Source organism: Nodularia sp. UHCC 0506, from assembly GCF_034931045.1.
In the GTDB taxonomy this organism is placed as follows: Bacteria; Cyanobacteriota; Cyanobacteriia; order Cyanobacteriales; family Nostocaceae; genus Nodularia.
In genome coordinates, this window is record NZ_JAYGHH010000010.1 from 105344 (window position 1) to 121933 (window position 16590).

Genomic DNA, 16590 nt, shown 5'->3' on the forward strand with positions numbered 1-16590 from the left:
CTTAAAAAATACCCATCCAGGCATAAGCTTGGATGAGTAAAAATACTAAATCGGGGCAATATTGCAAACTACTTGGTTTCAGTGAAATCAGCATCAATTACGTCATCACCGCCACTAGGAGGGGTAGTCCCACCATCTTGAGGTTCAGCACCAGCAGCAGCCGCATCACCACCTGCTTGTTGATAAATATTACTACCAACTGCGAACAATGCTTGTTGTAATTCTGGTGTCAGCTTCTTGAGCTGCTCGTCGTCTTCTTTTGCAACAGCTTCACGTATGTCTTTCACCAAACCTTCCACTTTCGTCTTGTCAGCTTCAGGAACTTTATCACCTAATTCTTGCAGCTGCTTCTCGGCTTGGTATGCCAAAGAGTCGGCTTGGTTCTTGCGTTCAATTCTTTCACGACGTTCTTTGTCAGAAGAAGCGTTTTGTTCAGCTTCTTGCACCATGCGGTCAACATCAGATTTATCCAAAGTAGACGCGCCAGTAATGCTGATAGATTGTTCCTTACCAGTGCCTTTATCCTTAGCGGTAACGTTGAGGATACCGTTGGCATCAATATCAAAGGTAACTTCAATTTGTGGTACACCACGTGGTGCGGGAGGAATACCATCAAGTCTGAAGGTTCCTAAGCTCTTGTTATCGTTTGAGAATTCCCGTTCACCTTGAAGGACGTGAATTTCCACATTGGTTTGTCCATCCACGGCTGTAGAGAAGACTTCTGATTTTTTAGTGGGGATTGTGGTATTCCGGGGGATAATTTTAGTCATCACACCGCCCAAGGTTTCTACACCCAAAGACAATGGGGACACATCTAATAGTAAGATGCCTGTGACATCACCCGCTAGTACACCTGCTTGAATAGCCGCACCAACTGCCACTACTTCATCAGGGTTAACACTTTGGTTGGGTTCTTTATCTAATACCTTTTTCACTACCTGTTGTACGGCTGGAATACGGGTAGAACCACCAACTAGTACAACTTCGTTAATATCGGCTCTGCTTAATTTAGCATCCCGAATCGCGTTTTCTACAGGAATGCGACAACGGTCGATTAAGTCCGAACAAAGTTCTTCAAACTTAGCACGAGTTAAAGTTGTATCCAGGTGTTTAGGACCATCCTGAGTAGCAGTGATAAATGGTAAGTTTATTTCCGCTTGGGAAACGCTAGAAAGCTCTATTTTTGCTTTTTCTGCGGCTTCAGTCAAACGTTGTAAAGCTTGTTTGTCTTGACGCAGGTCAATTCCTTCTGCTTTTTTGAATTGTTCGGCCAAGAAATCAACTATTTTTTTATCGAAGTCGTCACCACCCAGGTGAGTATCACCAGAAGTAGCTAACACTTCAAATACTCCATCGCCTACTTCTAGGATAGATACGTCGAAAGTACCACCACCAAGGTCAAAGACTAGAATGGTTTCGTTGCTCTTCTTATCAAAACCATAAGCTAAAGAAGCGGCAGTGGGTTCGTTGATAATCCGTAGAACTTCAATACCGGCTATTTTACCAGCGTCTTTTGTAGCTTGTCGCTGGGAGTCATTAAAGTATGCTGGAACTGTGATTACAGCTTGGGTAACAGTTTCACCAAGATATTTGCTGGCATCTTCAACGAGTTTGCGAAGAACTTTTGCAGAAATCTCTTCAGGTGCAAACGGTTTACCAGCTATCGGACAATCTAACTTAACATTGCCGTTGCTGCTCAGGACTTTATAAGAAACTTCTGTAGACTCGTTACCAACTTCGTCGTAGCGTCGTCCCAGAAAACGTTTAACTGAGTAAAACGTATTCTCAGGGTTCATTACGCCTTGGCGTTTGGCGATTTGACCAACTAAATTATCGCCATTTTTGGCAAATGCCACTACTGATGGTGTTGTCCGAAAACCTTCGGCGTTAGCAATAACGGTGGGTTTACCACCTTCCATAACTGCTACGCAAGAGTTCGTGGTACCTAAGTCAATTCCAACAACTTTTGCCATTTTAATTATTGGCTCCGTATAACTACAAATGAATGAATGGGAATATAAGGGACTAAATCTGAAACCAACTGGATAAAAACGTCAGTTCAGCATTAACAACCTTTAATTCGGCTTTCCTGGGGTTAAAACCTCAAGTTATCCTGATATATATACTGAGAACTTCAGTTATAGCCAGTCCATGAAGGAGGGTTTCCCGAACCTTGGACGGGACGGTTAATTTTAAAGGATGTATTTAGTTCGTACATTGAGAAATTTACTTTCACTCTGTCTAATGTATGAGAATTAATACTTTCAGCAATTAGGGTGAACCGTAATTTCAAAGTGGTGTTTGCCGTCTTTAGGTGTAACAAGCCCTAGATTTACTCAGGATAAATAGCCAAAAAAAGGCGCTATATCCCCAATAACACTGTTAAATGACAGTCATGCTATACAAAATTATTTTTCATAGTACATTAATACTATTACAATGCATGAGTGGATCATGTTCACCCATCAGAGGTAAAATCCCAAGAATGCAAATCTCCGCACTACATTAAGAGTGAAAACCGACAGTATTTTTTATCGCCTTTTTCAAGAATTGCCCAGTATTTTTTTTGAATTAATTGGGAACTCCCCCCAGCTTGCTGAAACTTACACATTTTCTTCCATAGAAATTAAGCAAACAGCATTTCGTATAGATGGCGTTTTTCTGCCAGCAGCAGGCGACCACAATCCCATTTACTTTGTTGAGGTTCAGTTTCAAACTGATACAGAAATTTATTCTCGTCTGTTTTCCGAAATATTTTTATATTTGCGGCAAAATCAACCCAAAAACTCATGGCGAGGAGTAGTAATTTATCCTACGCGCAGCGTTGATACTTCAGATATCAATAATTACAGCGAATTTTTCACCAGCCAGCGTGTTAGCCGCATTTATCTTGATGAATTAGGTGAAACAATATCATTGCCCATTGGTATTGCTACTATTAAATTAATAGTCGAGAATAAAGATACAGCAATTGTCACCGCTAGGGAATTAATAGACAGAAGCCAGCAAGAAATTAATGTTGAACCAAAACGGCAGCAGTTACTACAATTAATAGAGACAATCTTGGTTTACAAATTTCCCACAATGAGTCGAAAGGAGATTGAAGAGATGTTTAGTTTAAGCGATTTGAAGCAGACACGAGTTTATCAAGAAGCTAAACAAGAAGGCAAGCAAGAAGGACTACAGGAAGGTTGTTTGAAAGCGAAATTAGCAGCAGTATCTCGCTTATTGAAGTTGGGTTTGACGGTTGAACAAATTGCTCAGGCGTTAGATTTGAATTTAGAACAAGTTAGGCAAGCAGCACAAGGGGATTAAAAGCACGTAAATAATTCTAAATACCATTAGCATCTTTAATTTACACAAGTTTAAATTCTATGGTTACACTATCTCCTACTTTAAAAGCTAAACTCTCTCAACCTTTAAAAATCGGGTCATTTGAGGTCAAAAGTCGAGTTCTTCAGTCGCCTTTATCTGGGGTGACAGATATGGTATTTCGTCGGCTGGTGCGTCGCTATGCGCCAGATTCAATGTTGTATACAGAAATGGTAAATGCTACGGGGTTGCACTATGTAAAAGAGTTACCCAAAATTATGGAGGTAGACCCCAAGGAAAGACCAATAAGTATTCAATTGTTTGATTGTCGCCCGGATTTTTTGGCAGAAGCCGCAATTAAGGCTGTTGCGGAGGGTGCTGATACTATTGATATTAATATGGGGTGTCCGGTAAATAAAATTACTAAAAATGGTGGTGGTTCATCTTTATTGCGTCAACCGGAAGTTGCTGAAGCTATTGTACGAGAAGTAGTAAAAGCTGTAAAAGTCCCAGTTACGGTAAAGACCCGCATTGGCTGGAATGATCAAGAAATTACGATTCTTGATTTTGCCAAGCGGATGGAAGATGCTGGGGCGCAAATGATTACAGTGCATGGACGCACTCGCGCTCAAGGATACAATGGTAATGCCCGATGGGAATGGATTACCCGTGTGAAAGAAGTGCTTTCGATTCCGGTAATTGGGAATGGAGATATTTTTTCAGTGGAAGCGGCTGTAAAATGTTTAGAACAAACTGGTGCTGATGGGGTGATGTGTTCTCGTGGAACTTTGGGTTATCCTTTTTTGGTGGGAGAAATTGATCATTTCTTAAAAACAGGGGAAATGTTGTTGCCACCCAGCCCAATTCAGCGATTGGAATGTGCCAGAGATCATTTACAAGCATTATGGGAATATAAAGGCGATCGCGGTGTACGTCAAGCCCGTAAACACATGACCTGGTACGCGAAAGGTTTTGTCGGCGCGGCTGAGTTGCGAGGAAAGTTAAGTGTCATTGAAACAGTGCAACAAGGTTTGGATTTAATCGACCGGGGCATTGAACAATTAAATCATAGTTATGAACCAATAGAGGAAGCAACCAATTTTCAAGTTGCTTAATTCTCCCCTTTACCTGTTTCTGCCTTGAATTTAATATTTAATGGCATACAATGTATTCAGGGTTTTTATGGCTAAAACTCTTAATTCCAGCCAGCATTAATTCATCGCGTTGATGCCAGACTGTAAATATTTTCTCTCTGCCATCATATAATGTATCTATATCTATTTGATATGTTTCTTCTTCTCTTTTTAGTTTCAACCCCAATAAGTTTAATAGGCGACCAAGGATTTTGATGGCTGAAATACTTTCCTTTCCCCTCACTAAATCAATACCCAGTACTCTTTTAATGTGTTTACTATGCTGAAATGCAACATCTTTCAACAAGAGTAAATCAGGATGATGTTCTGTAAATTTTCTTTCTGGTTCTAAAAATTGCAGCATCCCTAAAGCCCTCATAGCTTCAACTTTGGCAGTATAAGTTTTTAAATCTGGCAGAAAAACTTTACCATCACCCCACAATAACTGTTGATACCATTCTTGTTGGTCTCTAACATGAAAATACTCGCTTTCATGTGTGAGATAATAGTGAATCAGTAATTGAAAATAATACCCTTTGTGATCCCGCAATTTTAATTCAGGAGTAACTGGAATTCCATATCTTTGTCTGAGAGTATATTTGTCAATTTGGTAACGTTCTGCTTCTGATAAAGAATGTTTATTTAATAGTTGCTCATATTCTAAATAATTAATATCTCGTGCTTTGGCTACAGCCATCGCGGCTAATAATTGATGTTGTTGCTTAATCTCTCGAATTTGGCATTTAATGTCTTTGGCTTTTTGACGCTTTTCTGCCCAATCTCTTTGCACTTTAACTATTTCCACAACTAACCTTTTGCGATTTTCTATGTCCTCGGAATCTGTTGCCAAAAATGCTAGGCGTAAATCTCTGACAATATTATTGTGAACAGCATTACTTCGCAACCAAATTTGATGTCCATCTGCTATTAAACCATCTTGCATTGATTGGCGATATAGACGAATTGAGGCATTTACCCTAGCAGATAATTTTGCCCAAGTCCGCAAATGTATCGGGTCATAAACTAATGGTAAATCTACATCTATTTTATGTACCGGACTCAGCAAAGCTAAGTTTTCTTTTTGATTTTCTTGATACCAGTCAGATAGTAAGCGATAATTTGTACTCCCACTCCCAATTAAGCCTATTCCTCGCTTGGCACACCAGACAATACGAGGAACATTATCCCGGACTCTGGCTAATGCTTGTCTGGCTTCTGAGTCAGGAATTACCCCTTGAAAAATCCCATAAACTCGGTCGAAGTGTTGGACATCAATACTAATTCCTGTACCAAGACTAGGAGTGACAAAAACGGTATCATATTCAGGAATTTTTTGATTAATATCTCCAACAAAATCAACGGCTGCATGACCAGGTGTGCTGGTTGTGCGACTGCTTATTACTAGAGATTTGGGAAATTGCTGTCGTAATTTTTCTAAACGTTCTTTGAGGTAGCCTTCAATTGTTTCGCAACTATAGCGCCCAGAACGACTGTCTGTAGTTACGTAACATTTAAGTCCTGCTATTAAGTCTAATTCTAGTTTATGAATCAACGGTGTGGGGTTAGGAGAATCATAAAAAGTCACATTCCAGCCCTTTTGAGGTTTCCATTGATTTAACAGCACCCAAGGCGTTATTTTAATTCCTGATAATCTTTGCAAATATTCTAAAGATACATCTGATAAATCAGCATCTTGGGCAATTACTAACCCCCCTGTTGTCAAAACTGTGGAAATTAGCTGTTGAAATAATTTTAATATTTTAACTCGTTTATGTTTACAAGTATTACTATTAAGTAAATGCCACAAGGATTGTTCTACTTCATCCAGAATTAATACTGCCCCTTGCCAATCTTGAGGGTTGAGTTTCCAAATAGAATCAACACATAAACCGAAAGATTTAGTGATTTTCAAGGGTTTGTTGACTATAGGTAAAGCTTCATCTGCGGGCATTAAACCTTCACTATGATTCAATCCCCATTTAATACCAATTTTCTCACACAAAAACCGACCTAATTGAATTCTGTGTGTAATTAATAATACGGGTCGATTGATAACTTGTGCTTGATTAACAATGTCTTGTAATGCTGTGGTTTTACCTGTCCCTTTGGCTGATTTTATTCCGACTAATCCCGCAGTCGGATAAGATACTTGTTCTAAGTAAGGACAGTTAACTGTGAGTGCAGCCGGAATAGTTAACTGAGTGTGGGGTTTGCTTTGGGCTAGATAAATTTCTAAATCAGCACTTTGGCGATAAACTTTATCGAAGGCATTTGCACCTTTAGCAACAATTAATTCATCAACACCTTTTTCTATTCCTGGAAGTTCGATAACTTTAACGGGGCATTTTTTTTCTTGAAATAAACAACCTAGTTGGGAAATGGCGTTATTGATAGCAGCAATTTTTCTCGGTTGAGTTTCAAAATCAAAGCAAATATAAAAGGTGCGTTTTTTTGTGGCAAATGCTGCTAAGTCGGGAATCAGTTGGCGACTGGTGACTTTACCAAATATATCTTTGACAACCCGATAACCACTGGTAATTCCAGGAATGGCGATCGCAGCGTATCCTTGTGTTAATAATGCTGCTGCTTTTTTCACGCCTTCGCAGATAATCACGGGTACATTTTGTTGCATTACCCATTGCCAAAACCCCTCAGCAGCTCCATGAGCATCCATGTTGATACTGCCTGGCATGGTTAGATTATACCGTTGCGAGACTTGCTGCCAAATTTTTATTGTTACCCGTAGACAAAAAATTCGTGTTGGTGTATGGGGTGGATGTTCGTACTTAATGGATTTGCCCTTGTGATTGGTTCGGGGTTGGTTTGGTTTAAAACATCCCCATTCCATTGATTGCCAATTATTTAAAGGGTCTAGACCAGAACACCACCAACCACCTGCTGTGACATGATTATAGCGCTGTAACCAAGCATTTTTGACCATACCATTGTTAGTACGGGGAAGATGCTCTGAAATTAACAAATAGTTATATGCTGATGCGTCTTGGAGAGATTTAAAATTAATTTGTGCTAAGTGTAAATCTATACTACTACTCTTGACTAATTCCTCAAGGTGTTGGCTGTGTAAATGGTGCAGATACATGGGACGACCCTTGAATGGAATACGATGGACTTAAAATTTACCATGCATTTGCTGATTTTTTATAGCGGAAATCATCAGAGTTTAACGATATATTTTTTACTTCGTTATGGTAAATACATCGGTGAATAATCAAGTGCATGATTCTGTGAGAGTACATTGCTGAAGTAATAAACTTGTATTGTAATTTTTGCTGGTGATTAATTTTGATTTTTCAGTAAATTTTCTATTTTCTGGGTGTAAGTATAGGATAAAAAGTTTGTATAAATTAATTTGATGGTTGTTTAACGCAGAGGGGCGCGGAGGTAAGCGCAAAGGTACGCAGAGGTTTTTGTATTTATCTGTGTTTATTGGTGGTTTTTTACAGAAATACTCTATAGGCTACGGTGTACATACATCTGGCGCACACAAACCGGGAAATTTTAAAGTTGTCACCTCAAACCTATTCAAATCTACCCGCCGGATAGAGTGGTTATTCGTATCACTAATATATAGATACGAACCCATAGCACTCAGTCCCGAAGGTTCAGAAAAACGTGTATTCTGACCTTGACCGTCTTGTAAACCCGCAGAACCATCTCCCAATACTGTTTGACAATTTCCTGTACTGGGACTGACTAATTTAATTTTGTGGTTGTAGGTATCTGCTACCCATAGATAATTCTGAGTATATTCAACTCCTAAACAATGCTGTAAGCGGACATTCTCGCCTTGTCCATCAACATCACCAAAACCAAATAATTGCTTACTACCACAAATACTTCTGACTTGCTGCGGTTCGTTTAGTCCTACACCACGAATTGAACTTACTTCACTATCAGCAATATATAATTCCTGTCCATTGGTAGTGATTCCACTGGGTTGAGCAAATACTGATTCTGTAAGCAAACCATCTATACAAGCTTCTGCACCAGTACCACTATAGGTTTTCACAATACCGCTTTCTAAGTTCATTTGCCAAATTTGATGTGATCCAGCCATTGCAATAAATAGGGTTTGTCCCAATTGCACCACATCCCAAGGGGAATTTAAGGATGTTTCTCGTCCTGCACCCCCATGAGGAGAAATATTTCGGCTTTGTTCACCAGTGCCGGCGATGGTTTCTACTATGCGACGCTGGAGGTCTACTCGTCGCAAGCTATGATTTTCTGTATCAGCAATGTAAAGAATCTGATTTTCTGGATCAAATGCCATTCCTTGGGGTGCGAAAAACTGTGCTTTGTTAAATGCACCATCGGTTAAGCCAGATTTTCCCGTTCCCATTAAATGCAGAATTTCTCCTTCGTAGTTAGTCATCACTATACGGTGATGTCCAGAATCAGCAATGAATAAGCCGATGGGAGTGGCGAGAACTTTACCGGGAAAGGCTAGTGGTGTAATTAATGGTTGACGTTGTTTTTCTAAAGTCAGGCTGAGTTCCTGGAGGTTGATCGTACCTTTTTCTTGGTGTTGATTAATTAACTGCTGAATTAATTCGTCTAAAGTATCACGTTTGCCTTCACCAGAAAGATAACCTACGACGTAACCTTCTGGATCAATGATTATGAAGGTAGGCCAAGCACGTACAGTATATTCTTGCCAAACCCGAAAATCACTGTCAACTAATACTGGATGTTCGATGTCGTAGCGCAGGATGGCTTGGCGAATATTCTCAATTTCTTTTTCGTTGTCAAATTTGGCTGAGTGTACGCCGATAACAGTTAGGCTATCTTGATATTTTTGTTCTAAATATTTCAAATCTGGCAAGATATGCAGACAATTAATACAGCAATATGTCCAAAAGTCTAAAATTACGACTTTACCCCTGAGTTCTTTCAGAGATAAGGGTTTATCAGTGTTAAGCCACGTGTAGTTTTGTGGTAGTTCTGGCGCTCTGACACGGGGAGTCATGGAATATGTTTTAGGATTAATTAAATGTGAGAAATATGACAAAATGAGGGAGCGATCGCTTGTGCTTTGCACTCAGCACTGATGCAAGCAGACCCCTTGCGAGTATCCCGCCTACTATTTGAGCAGAAATTCAGCAAGAGCGATCGCTTCTACCCTCCTAAATACTGGTTCTGTTATTCCTCCATAGTGGTAACTTTGTATTCTCCAGCCCTTTCTTGCTGTTCTGGTACAGGTGTAGTTTCTGGAACTACTGGAGGCACACTAGGAGATAATTTAAAATTTGGCAACTGTTGAGGGTTGAAATATCTTTTTAATGAAGGTTTTTCAGGATCGGGAGCAATTTTTATGGGTAACGGTATTGATTCCTCTGTTGGCGTTTCCTCTGGTTGTGCTTCTGGTGCAGGTGAATCACTAGATTTTGATGTTTCTGGTTTAGCTAATTTTTCCGGTACTTCAACTTGAGGTATAGGAATTATCTCAGGCTGTATTTCCGATGCAGGTGGTTCAATAATCTCTGGTAGTGTCGGAGGTAAACTCGGTGACGGTTCTGAACGACGTTTGAAGAATCCCTCAGACTTTGATGTTTCGTTTGCTTCAACTTGGGGTGTAGGTTTTACGGGTGTTTCTAGAACTTCAATGTCAGGAATAATCTCAGGCTGTGGTGACGGTGTTTTTTCAACGCTGGGAATCGGTGTAGTTACTGGTTTCTTCGCAGTATAATTGGGGTCTACAATACTACGCGCCTGATCCGCCTTCAATTCTCCTCTAACAATTCTCGAAAGTGTGTCTTTACCTTTAGGCTGATAATTAATCAGTCTGGCTGTGGTATTAAAGGCATTTTTTACAGGATTTCCCTGATTATCGAGGAATTCTAGTTTTACCCAGTTTTTACCAGGTTTGAAGCCCTTGAGGTAAATTGGTTGCCAGCGATCCAAAATGAAGCTTTCATTATTAATGGTGCAACGGATGCGCCAATCGCTAACTGTATCATTGGGGTTATCTTCAGCTACCAGGCGCAGAGGCGCGTTAGTTAAATAAAAGTCTAGTAAAATTGGTTCTGCGCCATAACTGCCTTGAGGACGACTGTAGGTCAGCACTGGCATAGTAGGATCAGGGTTATTGTCCTCAGTTTTAGTGAAAATATGGAATGTTGTCTGGGCGTAAGCACCTTCATTTTTAAAGCTTTCATGCCAAGGACGAGAAGCAAAAACGCGTAGGGTATGTGTACCAGGGGAAACATCTGGTAAAACTAGAGGCTTATTTACATCGTAAACAGCTATGTAAGGTTGGTTATCGAGAATTAGGTGTAGATGAGGGCCTAATTCCAATTCAGGATCTTTAAATATTGGTATATCTTTCACCTGAAAGCTGACTGTAACTGTATTATCCTGGATAACTTCATCAGCTTGGGGAGATAGGATTTTCACCTGCGGCCGATAGTTTTCCAAGGTGAGGCGTAGTTCCTGGATGACATCTGGTGGGGAAACTTCAGAAAATTGTTGAGAAATCTGAGAAATTTTGGGTGGGTTATTTCTCTGGTTTACAGCCACTTCTTGGCTACCAGCTTTTTCACCACAACTGGCTAAAGTCAATACCAGCACCAATGTCATTAGCCACTTAATAATAGTAAATCTCCGATAAAATATCTGGTTGAGCATCCCTGGCTGCCACGATTTCATGCATTTCATCCTAGTGATAGTTGGTCGTCATTGACACTCCTCGAATTTATAATTCGGGGATTCTTGCTTCACGGGGATTCCCATGAATTTACCCTCTGCAAGCATCTTGACCGTATGCCCTACGGCTGCTAGTTCTTGTGAGAGAACTACTTGGGGCGCATCCACATTACGGTCTGTGGTATATCCACAATTTGAGCAAACATGAGTAAGTTTCGACAATCTTAAACCGTGCATCGGACACCATAGCCCAAAAGGTGGAATTTTTATCACATCGCATAACATTTTATTTTGATTTTCTCAGATAAATTTAAAATAATTAATATTTTTTCCAGATTTTTGCCGTAGCAATTGAAACAGCAAAAAAAATTTAGGAATATCAAGCTGTAATCCCTGCTAAATCGGGATAATTGAGTTAAATCATAAGTTTTACGAATTGTTATCCTTTGTAAATTAAATGAATAAACTCTTGACTTTTCGCTCGGAACTTTGCAAATAAAAAGCTTGCACAGCAATTATTTCAGCTAATTTGAATTATTGTTAAAATGTGTTTAACAATGCACCTGTAATGAGTCTATAATTCAACAGAAACAAACTTCCACATAGAGTCTTCATCACTGCTCCAGGAATTTCTGTAGTTTGCGACTAGGTTTAACTTTGTGGTATTTATGATTCCTCATTCCTTACTAAGAGAGGAGGTCGAATGACGATTAGTCCTCCGGAGCGAGAGGAAAAGAAGGCAAGAGTCATAGTTGATAAAGATCCTGTTCCTACCTCATTTGAAAAATGGGCAAAGCCAGGACACTTCGACAGATCCTTAGCCAAAGGCCCCAAAACCACCACCTGGATTTGGAACCTTCATGCCCTCGCCCATGACTTTGATACACATACAAGCGATTTAGAAGACATTTCTCGTAAAATCTTCGCAGCACACTTCGGACATTTATCCGTAGTAGCGATTTGGTTAAGCGGGATGTTATTCCACGGCGCTAAATTCTCGAATTACGAAGCCTGGTTAAGCGACCCATTAAATGTGAGGCCCAGCGCTCAAGTCGTATGGCCCATTGTGGGACAAGACATTTTAAATGGTGATGTCGGTGGTGGATTCCACGGTATTCAGATCACCTCTGGCTTGTTCCAAGTATGGCGCGGCTGGGGAATCACAAGCTCATTCCAGCTTTATGTCACAGCTATTGGCGGCTTGGTATTAGCAGGATTGTTCTTATTTGCTGGTTGGTTCCATTACCACAAGCGCGCTCCCAAACTGGAATGGTTCCAGAACGTGGAGTCAATGCTGAATCATCACTTGGCAGTATTGCTAGGTTGTGGTTCCTTGGGATGGACTGGACACCTAATCCATGTGTCAGCACCAATCAACAAACTATTGGATGCGGGTGTAGCGGCTAAAGATATACCTTTACCCCACGAGTTCATCCTGAACAAAGATTTGTTGACAGATTTGTATCCCAGCTTTGCCAGTGGGTTAACACCATTCTTCACCTTGAATTGGGGTCAGTATGCTGACTTCCTCACCTTCAAGGGCGGTTTGAACCCAGTAACAGGCGGCTTGTGGATGACCGATATTGCCCATCACCATTTGGCGATCGCGGTTCTGTTCATCATTGCTGGTCATATGTACCGTACCAACTGGGGTATCGGTCACAGTATTAAAGAAATCCTGGAAAACCATAAAGGTCCCTTCACAGGAGAAGGTCATAAAGGTTTGTATGAAAACCTGACCACATCCTGGCACGCTCAGTTGGCAACTAACCTTGCTTTCTTGGGTTCACTGACCATCATTATTGCTCACCATATGTACGCAATGCCCCCGTATCCGTACTTGGCAACGGACTACGCAACGCAATTGTGTATATTCACTCACCATATGTGGATCGGTGGCTTCTTGATTGTTGGTGGTGCGGCTCACGCAGCCATATTCATGGTGCGGGATTACGATCCTGTTGTGAACCAAAACAACGTGTTAGATCGTGTGATTCGTCACCGGGATGCTATTATTTCCCATCTGAACTGGGTGTGTATTTTCTTAGGCTTCCACAGCTTTGGATTGTACATCCACAACGATACAATGCGTGCCTTGGGTCGTCCCCAAGATATGTTCTCCGACTCGGCAATTCAGTTGCAGCCAGTATTTGCTCAGTGGGTGCAAAACTTGCATACCCTAGCTCCTGGTGGTACTGCTCCTAATGCTATAGAGCCAGTTAGTTATGCTTTTGGCGGCGGTATTTTGGCTGTCGGCGGCAAAGTGGCAATGATGCCTATTGCTTTGGGTACAGCGGACTTCTTAGTTCACCACATCCACGCCTTCACCATTCACGTCACCGTCCTGATTCTGCTCAAGGGTGTATTGTACGCCCGTAGTTCTCGTCTGATTCCAGACAAGGCAAACTTAGGCTTCCGCTTCCCTTGCGACGGTCCAGGCCGTGGCGGTACTTGCCAAGTATCTGGTTGGGACCATGTGTTCCTCGGATTATTCTGGATGTACAACTCTCTATCGATTGTAATCTTCCACTTCAGTTGGAAAATGCAATCAGATGTCTGGGGAACAGTAGATGCAGCAGGTAATGTGTCTCATATTACCTATGGTAACTTTGCTGAAAGTGCCATCACCATTAACGGCTGGTTGCGTGACTTCTTGTGGGCGCAAGCTGCACAAGTAATCAACTCCTACGGCAGTGCTTTATCTGCTTATGGTCTACTCTTCTTAGGCGCTCACTTTGTATGGGCATTCAGCTTAATGTTCCTGTTCAGTGGTCGCGGCTACTGGCAAGAACTGATTGAGTCCATTGTTTGGGCGCACAATAAGTTGAAAGTAGCACCAGCAATTCAGCCTCGCGCTCTGAGCATCATTCAGGGACGAGCTGTAGGTGTAGCTCACTACCTCTTAGGAGGAATTGTAACCACCTGGGCATTCTTCCACGCACACATCCTTTCAGTAGGGTAGCAATTCACTTCAGAAGGGCTGAGGGCTGAGGGCTGGGTGCTGAGTATTCAAAGCTCAAAACCTATTACTCAAAACTCAGAACTTCAAAAGATGACACCTGATGGCTAAAAGTCAGAGGATTTCTCAAACCTATGGCAACGAAATTTCCAAAATTTAGCCAGGATCTCGCACAGGACCCGACTACTCGTCGGATATGGTATGCGATCGCTACAGGAAACGACTTTGAAAGCCACGATGGCATGACTGAAGAAAATCTTTACCAAAAGATTTTCGCCACTCACTTCGGTCACTTGGCAATCATTTTCCTGTGGGCTTCCAGCCTCCTGTTTCACGTGGCCTGGCAAGGTAACTTTGAACAGTGGATTAAAGATCCCCTTCACATCCGCCCCATCGCCCATGCGATTTGGGACCCCCACTTTGGTGAACCTGCCATTGAAGCATTTACCCAAGGTGGCGCAAGCAATCCTGTAAACATTGCTTACTCTGGTGTTTACCACTGGTGGTATACCATCGGAATGCGGACGAACAGCGAACTGTATACCGGTTCTGTGTTCCTCCTCTTGTTATCAGCGTTATTCTTATTTGCTGGTTGGTTGCACTTACAACCCAAGTTCCGTCCTAGCCTCTCTTGGTTTAAGAGTGCTGAACCCCGCCTGAACCATCACTTATCAGCGTTGTTTGGTGTTAGTTCTTTGGCTTGGGCTGGTCACTTGGTTCACGTTGCTATCCCCGAATCTCGCGGACAGCACGTTGGTTGGGATAACTTCCTCACCACACTGCCCCACCCAGCAGGTTTGACTCCGTTCTTCACAGGTAACTGGGGAGTTTACGCTGCTAACCCTGATACTGCTGGACATATTTTTAGTACATCTGAAGGTTCAGGTACAGCGATTCTGACTTTCTTGGGTGGTTTCCATCCTCAGACAGAATCCTTGTGGTTGACCGATATGGCTCATCACCACTTGGCGATCGCAGTTATCTTCATTATTGCTGGTCATATGTACCGGACTAACTTTGGAATTGGTCACAGCATCAAAGAAATGCTGAATTCCAAATCTGGTTTAGTACCTGGTAGCAAGAGTGAAGGTCAATTCAACCTGCCCCACCAAGGTTTGTACGACACCATTAACAACTCGCTGCATTTCCAGTTGTCTTTAGCATTAGCAGCACTGGGAACTGCCACTTCGTTGGTAGCGCAGCATATGTACGCTCTGCCTCCTTACGCATTCATTGCTAAGGACTACACAACTCAAGCAGCGTTGTACACTCACCACCAGTATATTGCTGGCTTCTTGATGGTTGGTGCTTTTGCCCACGCCGCCATCTTCTGGGTACGTGACTACGACCCCGAACAAAACAAAGGCAACGTACTTGACCGGATATTACAGCACAAAGAAGCGATCATCTCTCACCTCAGCTGGGTATCGCTATTCTTGGGCTTCCATACCCTTGGTCTGTATGTACACAATGACGTAGTAGTAGCTTTCGGTACTCCTGAAAAGCAAATCTTGATTGAGCCTGTGTTCGCACAATTCATTCAAGCTGCTCACGGTAAAGTACTTTACGGTTTAGACACATTGCTGTCTAACCCTGACAGCATCGCCTACACAGCTTATCCTAACTACGGCAACGTTTGGTTGGGTGGCTGGTTGGATGCCATTAACTCTGGTACCAACTCCCTATTCTTAACAATTGGCCCTGGCGACTTCTTGGTTCACCACGCATTCGCTTTGGCTATTCACACCACCACCTTGGTACTTGTTAAAGGTGCTTTGGACGCTCGTGGTTCCAAGTTGATGCCCGATAAAAAGGACTTCGGCTATGCGTTCCCTTGCGACGGTCCAGGCCGTGGCGGTACTTGCGACATCTCAGCTTGGGACTCTTTCTACCTAGCGATGTTCTGGATGTTGAACACCATTGGTTGGGTAACCTTCTACTGGCACTGGAAACATCTAGGCATTTGGCAAGGTAACGTTGCTCAGTTTAACGAAAACTCTACATATCTCATGGGCTGGTTCCGTGACTACCTCTGGGCTAACTCGGCTCAGTTGATTAACGGCTACAACCCCTACGGCGTGAATAACCTGTCTGTTTGGGCTTGGATGTTCCTCTTTGGACACCTTGTTTGGGCAACTGGTTTCATGTTCCTGATTTCTTGGAGAGGTTACTGGCAAGAGTTGATTGAAACCCTTGTTTGGGCGCACGAGCGTACTCCTCTAGCTAACTTGGTTCGCTGGAAAGACAAGCCCGTTGCTCTGTCTATCGTTCAAGCTCGTTTGGTAGGTCTAGCCCACTTCACTGTCGGCTACGTTGTTACCTACGCGGCGTTCTTGATTGCCTCCACTGCTGGTAAGTTCGGTTAATTCGACTGCTAGTTTTGTAGGTTAATAAAAATCCCCTGCTGTAAGGTGGGGGATTTTTTCATGGGCGTAACATGGGCGGGCAGGATGCCCACCCCACAAGAGTTTTAGGTAAATTAAATATGCAAAATAGATGTTTTCCAGCTTACTTCATCAGCTT

Annotated in this window: 9 protein-coding genes; 4 read left to right on the plus strand and 5 right to left on the minus strand. The window is 42.1% G+C overall.

The genetic code is table 11. The features are described 5' to 3' along the window. Positions 1-68: 68 nt before the first annotated feature. A complete protein-coding gene (dnaK, locus tag VB654_RS09485; protein WP_323213463.1) occupies positions 69-1973 on the minus strand; it encodes a molecular chaperone DnaK in 1905 nt (634 codons plus the stop codon). 538 nt (positions 1974-2511) lie between these two features. Here dnaK and VB654_RS09490 point away from each other — a divergent pair. Beyond that, positions 2512-3315 carry an Rpn family recombination-promoting nuclease/putative transposase gene (locus VB654_RS09490; protein ID WP_323213464.1) on the plus strand — a complete coding sequence of 268 codons (804 nt, stop codon included), beginning with the start codon at positions 2512-2514 and terminating at the stop codon, positions 3313-3315. Positions 3316-3374: 59 nt separating this feature from the next. Then, a complete protein-coding gene (gene dusB, locus VB654_RS09495; protein ID WP_323213465.1) occupies positions 3375-4427 on the plus strand; it encodes a tRNA dihydrouridine synthase DusB in 1053 nt (350 codons plus the stop codon). A gap of 37 nt (positions 4428-4464) precedes the next feature. Here dusB and VB654_RS09500 read toward each other — a convergent pair whose 3' ends face one another. The 4 genes from VB654_RS09500 to VB654_RS09515 form a co-directional block, all read right to left on the minus strand. Further along, a complete protein-coding gene (locus VB654_RS09500) occupies positions 4465-7545 on the minus strand; it encodes a plasmid replication protein, CyRepA1 family (protein ID WP_323213466.1) in 3081 nt (1026 codons plus the stop codon). 378 nt (positions 7546-7923) lie between these two features. Then, positions 7924-9432 (minus strand): thioredoxin-like domain-containing protein, encoded by a 1509-nt coding sequence (locus VB654_RS09505; RefSeq protein ID WP_323213467.1) that lies wholly within the window; start codon positions 9430-9432, stop codon positions 7924-7926. Between the two features lie 173 nt (positions 9433-9605). Next, positions 9606-11111, minus strand: coding sequence for a hypothetical protein (locus VB654_RS09510; protein ID WP_323213468.1), 1506 nt, complete (start codon positions 11109-11111; stop codon positions 9606-9608). Between the two features lie 27 nt (positions 11112-11138). Next, on the minus strand, positions 11139-11393 hold the full coding sequence (locus VB654_RS09515) for a hypothetical protein (RefSeq protein WP_323213469.1): 255 nt from the start codon (positions 11391-11393) through the stop codon (positions 11139-11141). A gap of 418 nt (positions 11394-11811) precedes the next feature. Here VB654_RS09515 and psaA point away from each other — a divergent pair, with 418 nt between their 5' ends. Together psaA and psaB are read left to right on the plus strand one after the other, a co-directional pair. Continuing rightward, positions 11812-14070 carry a photosystem I core protein PsaA gene (psaA, locus tag VB654_RS09520; RefSeq protein WP_323213470.1) on the plus strand — a complete coding sequence of 753 codons (2259 nt, stop codon included), beginning with the start codon at positions 11812-11814 and terminating at the stop codon, positions 14068-14070. A 131-nt stretch (positions 14071-14201) separates the two neighbouring features. After that, positions 14202-16433, plus strand: coding sequence for a photosystem I core protein PsaB (gene psaB, locus VB654_RS09525; RefSeq protein WP_323213471.1), 2232 nt, complete (start codon positions 14202-14204; stop codon positions 16431-16433). Positions 16434-16590: the final 157 nt, after the last annotated feature.

Coding starts and splice junctions, on each gene's coding strand:
- dnaK (WP_323213463.1), bottom strand. CDS start 1,973: ATGGCAAAAGTTGTTGGAATTGACTTAGGTACCACGAACTCTTGCGTA.
- dusB (WP_323213465.1), top strand. CDS start 3,375: ATGGTTACACTATCTCCTACTTTAAAAGCTAAACTCTCTCAACCTTTA.
- VB654_RS09500 (WP_323213466.1), bottom strand. CDS start 7,545: ATGTATCTGCACCATTTACACAGCCAACACCTTGAGGAATTAGTCAAG.
- VB654_RS09505 (WP_323213467.1), bottom strand. CDS start 9,432: ATGACTCCCCGTGTCAGAGCGCCAGAACTACCACAAAACTACACGTGG.
- VB654_RS09510 (WP_323213468.1), bottom strand. CDS start 11,111: ATGAAATCGTGGCAGCCAGGGATGCTCAACCAGATATTTTATCGGAGA.
- VB654_RS09515 (WP_323213469.1), bottom strand. CDS start 11,393: ATGTTATGCGATGTGATAAAAATTCCACCTTTTGGGCTATGGTGTCCG.
- psaA (WP_323213470.1), top strand. CDS start 11,812: ATGACGATTAGTCCTCCGGAGCGAGAGGAAAAGAAGGCAAGAGTCATA.
- psaB (WP_323213471.1), top strand. CDS start 14,202: ATGGCAACGAAATTTCCAAAATTTAGCCAGGATCTCGCACAGGACCCG.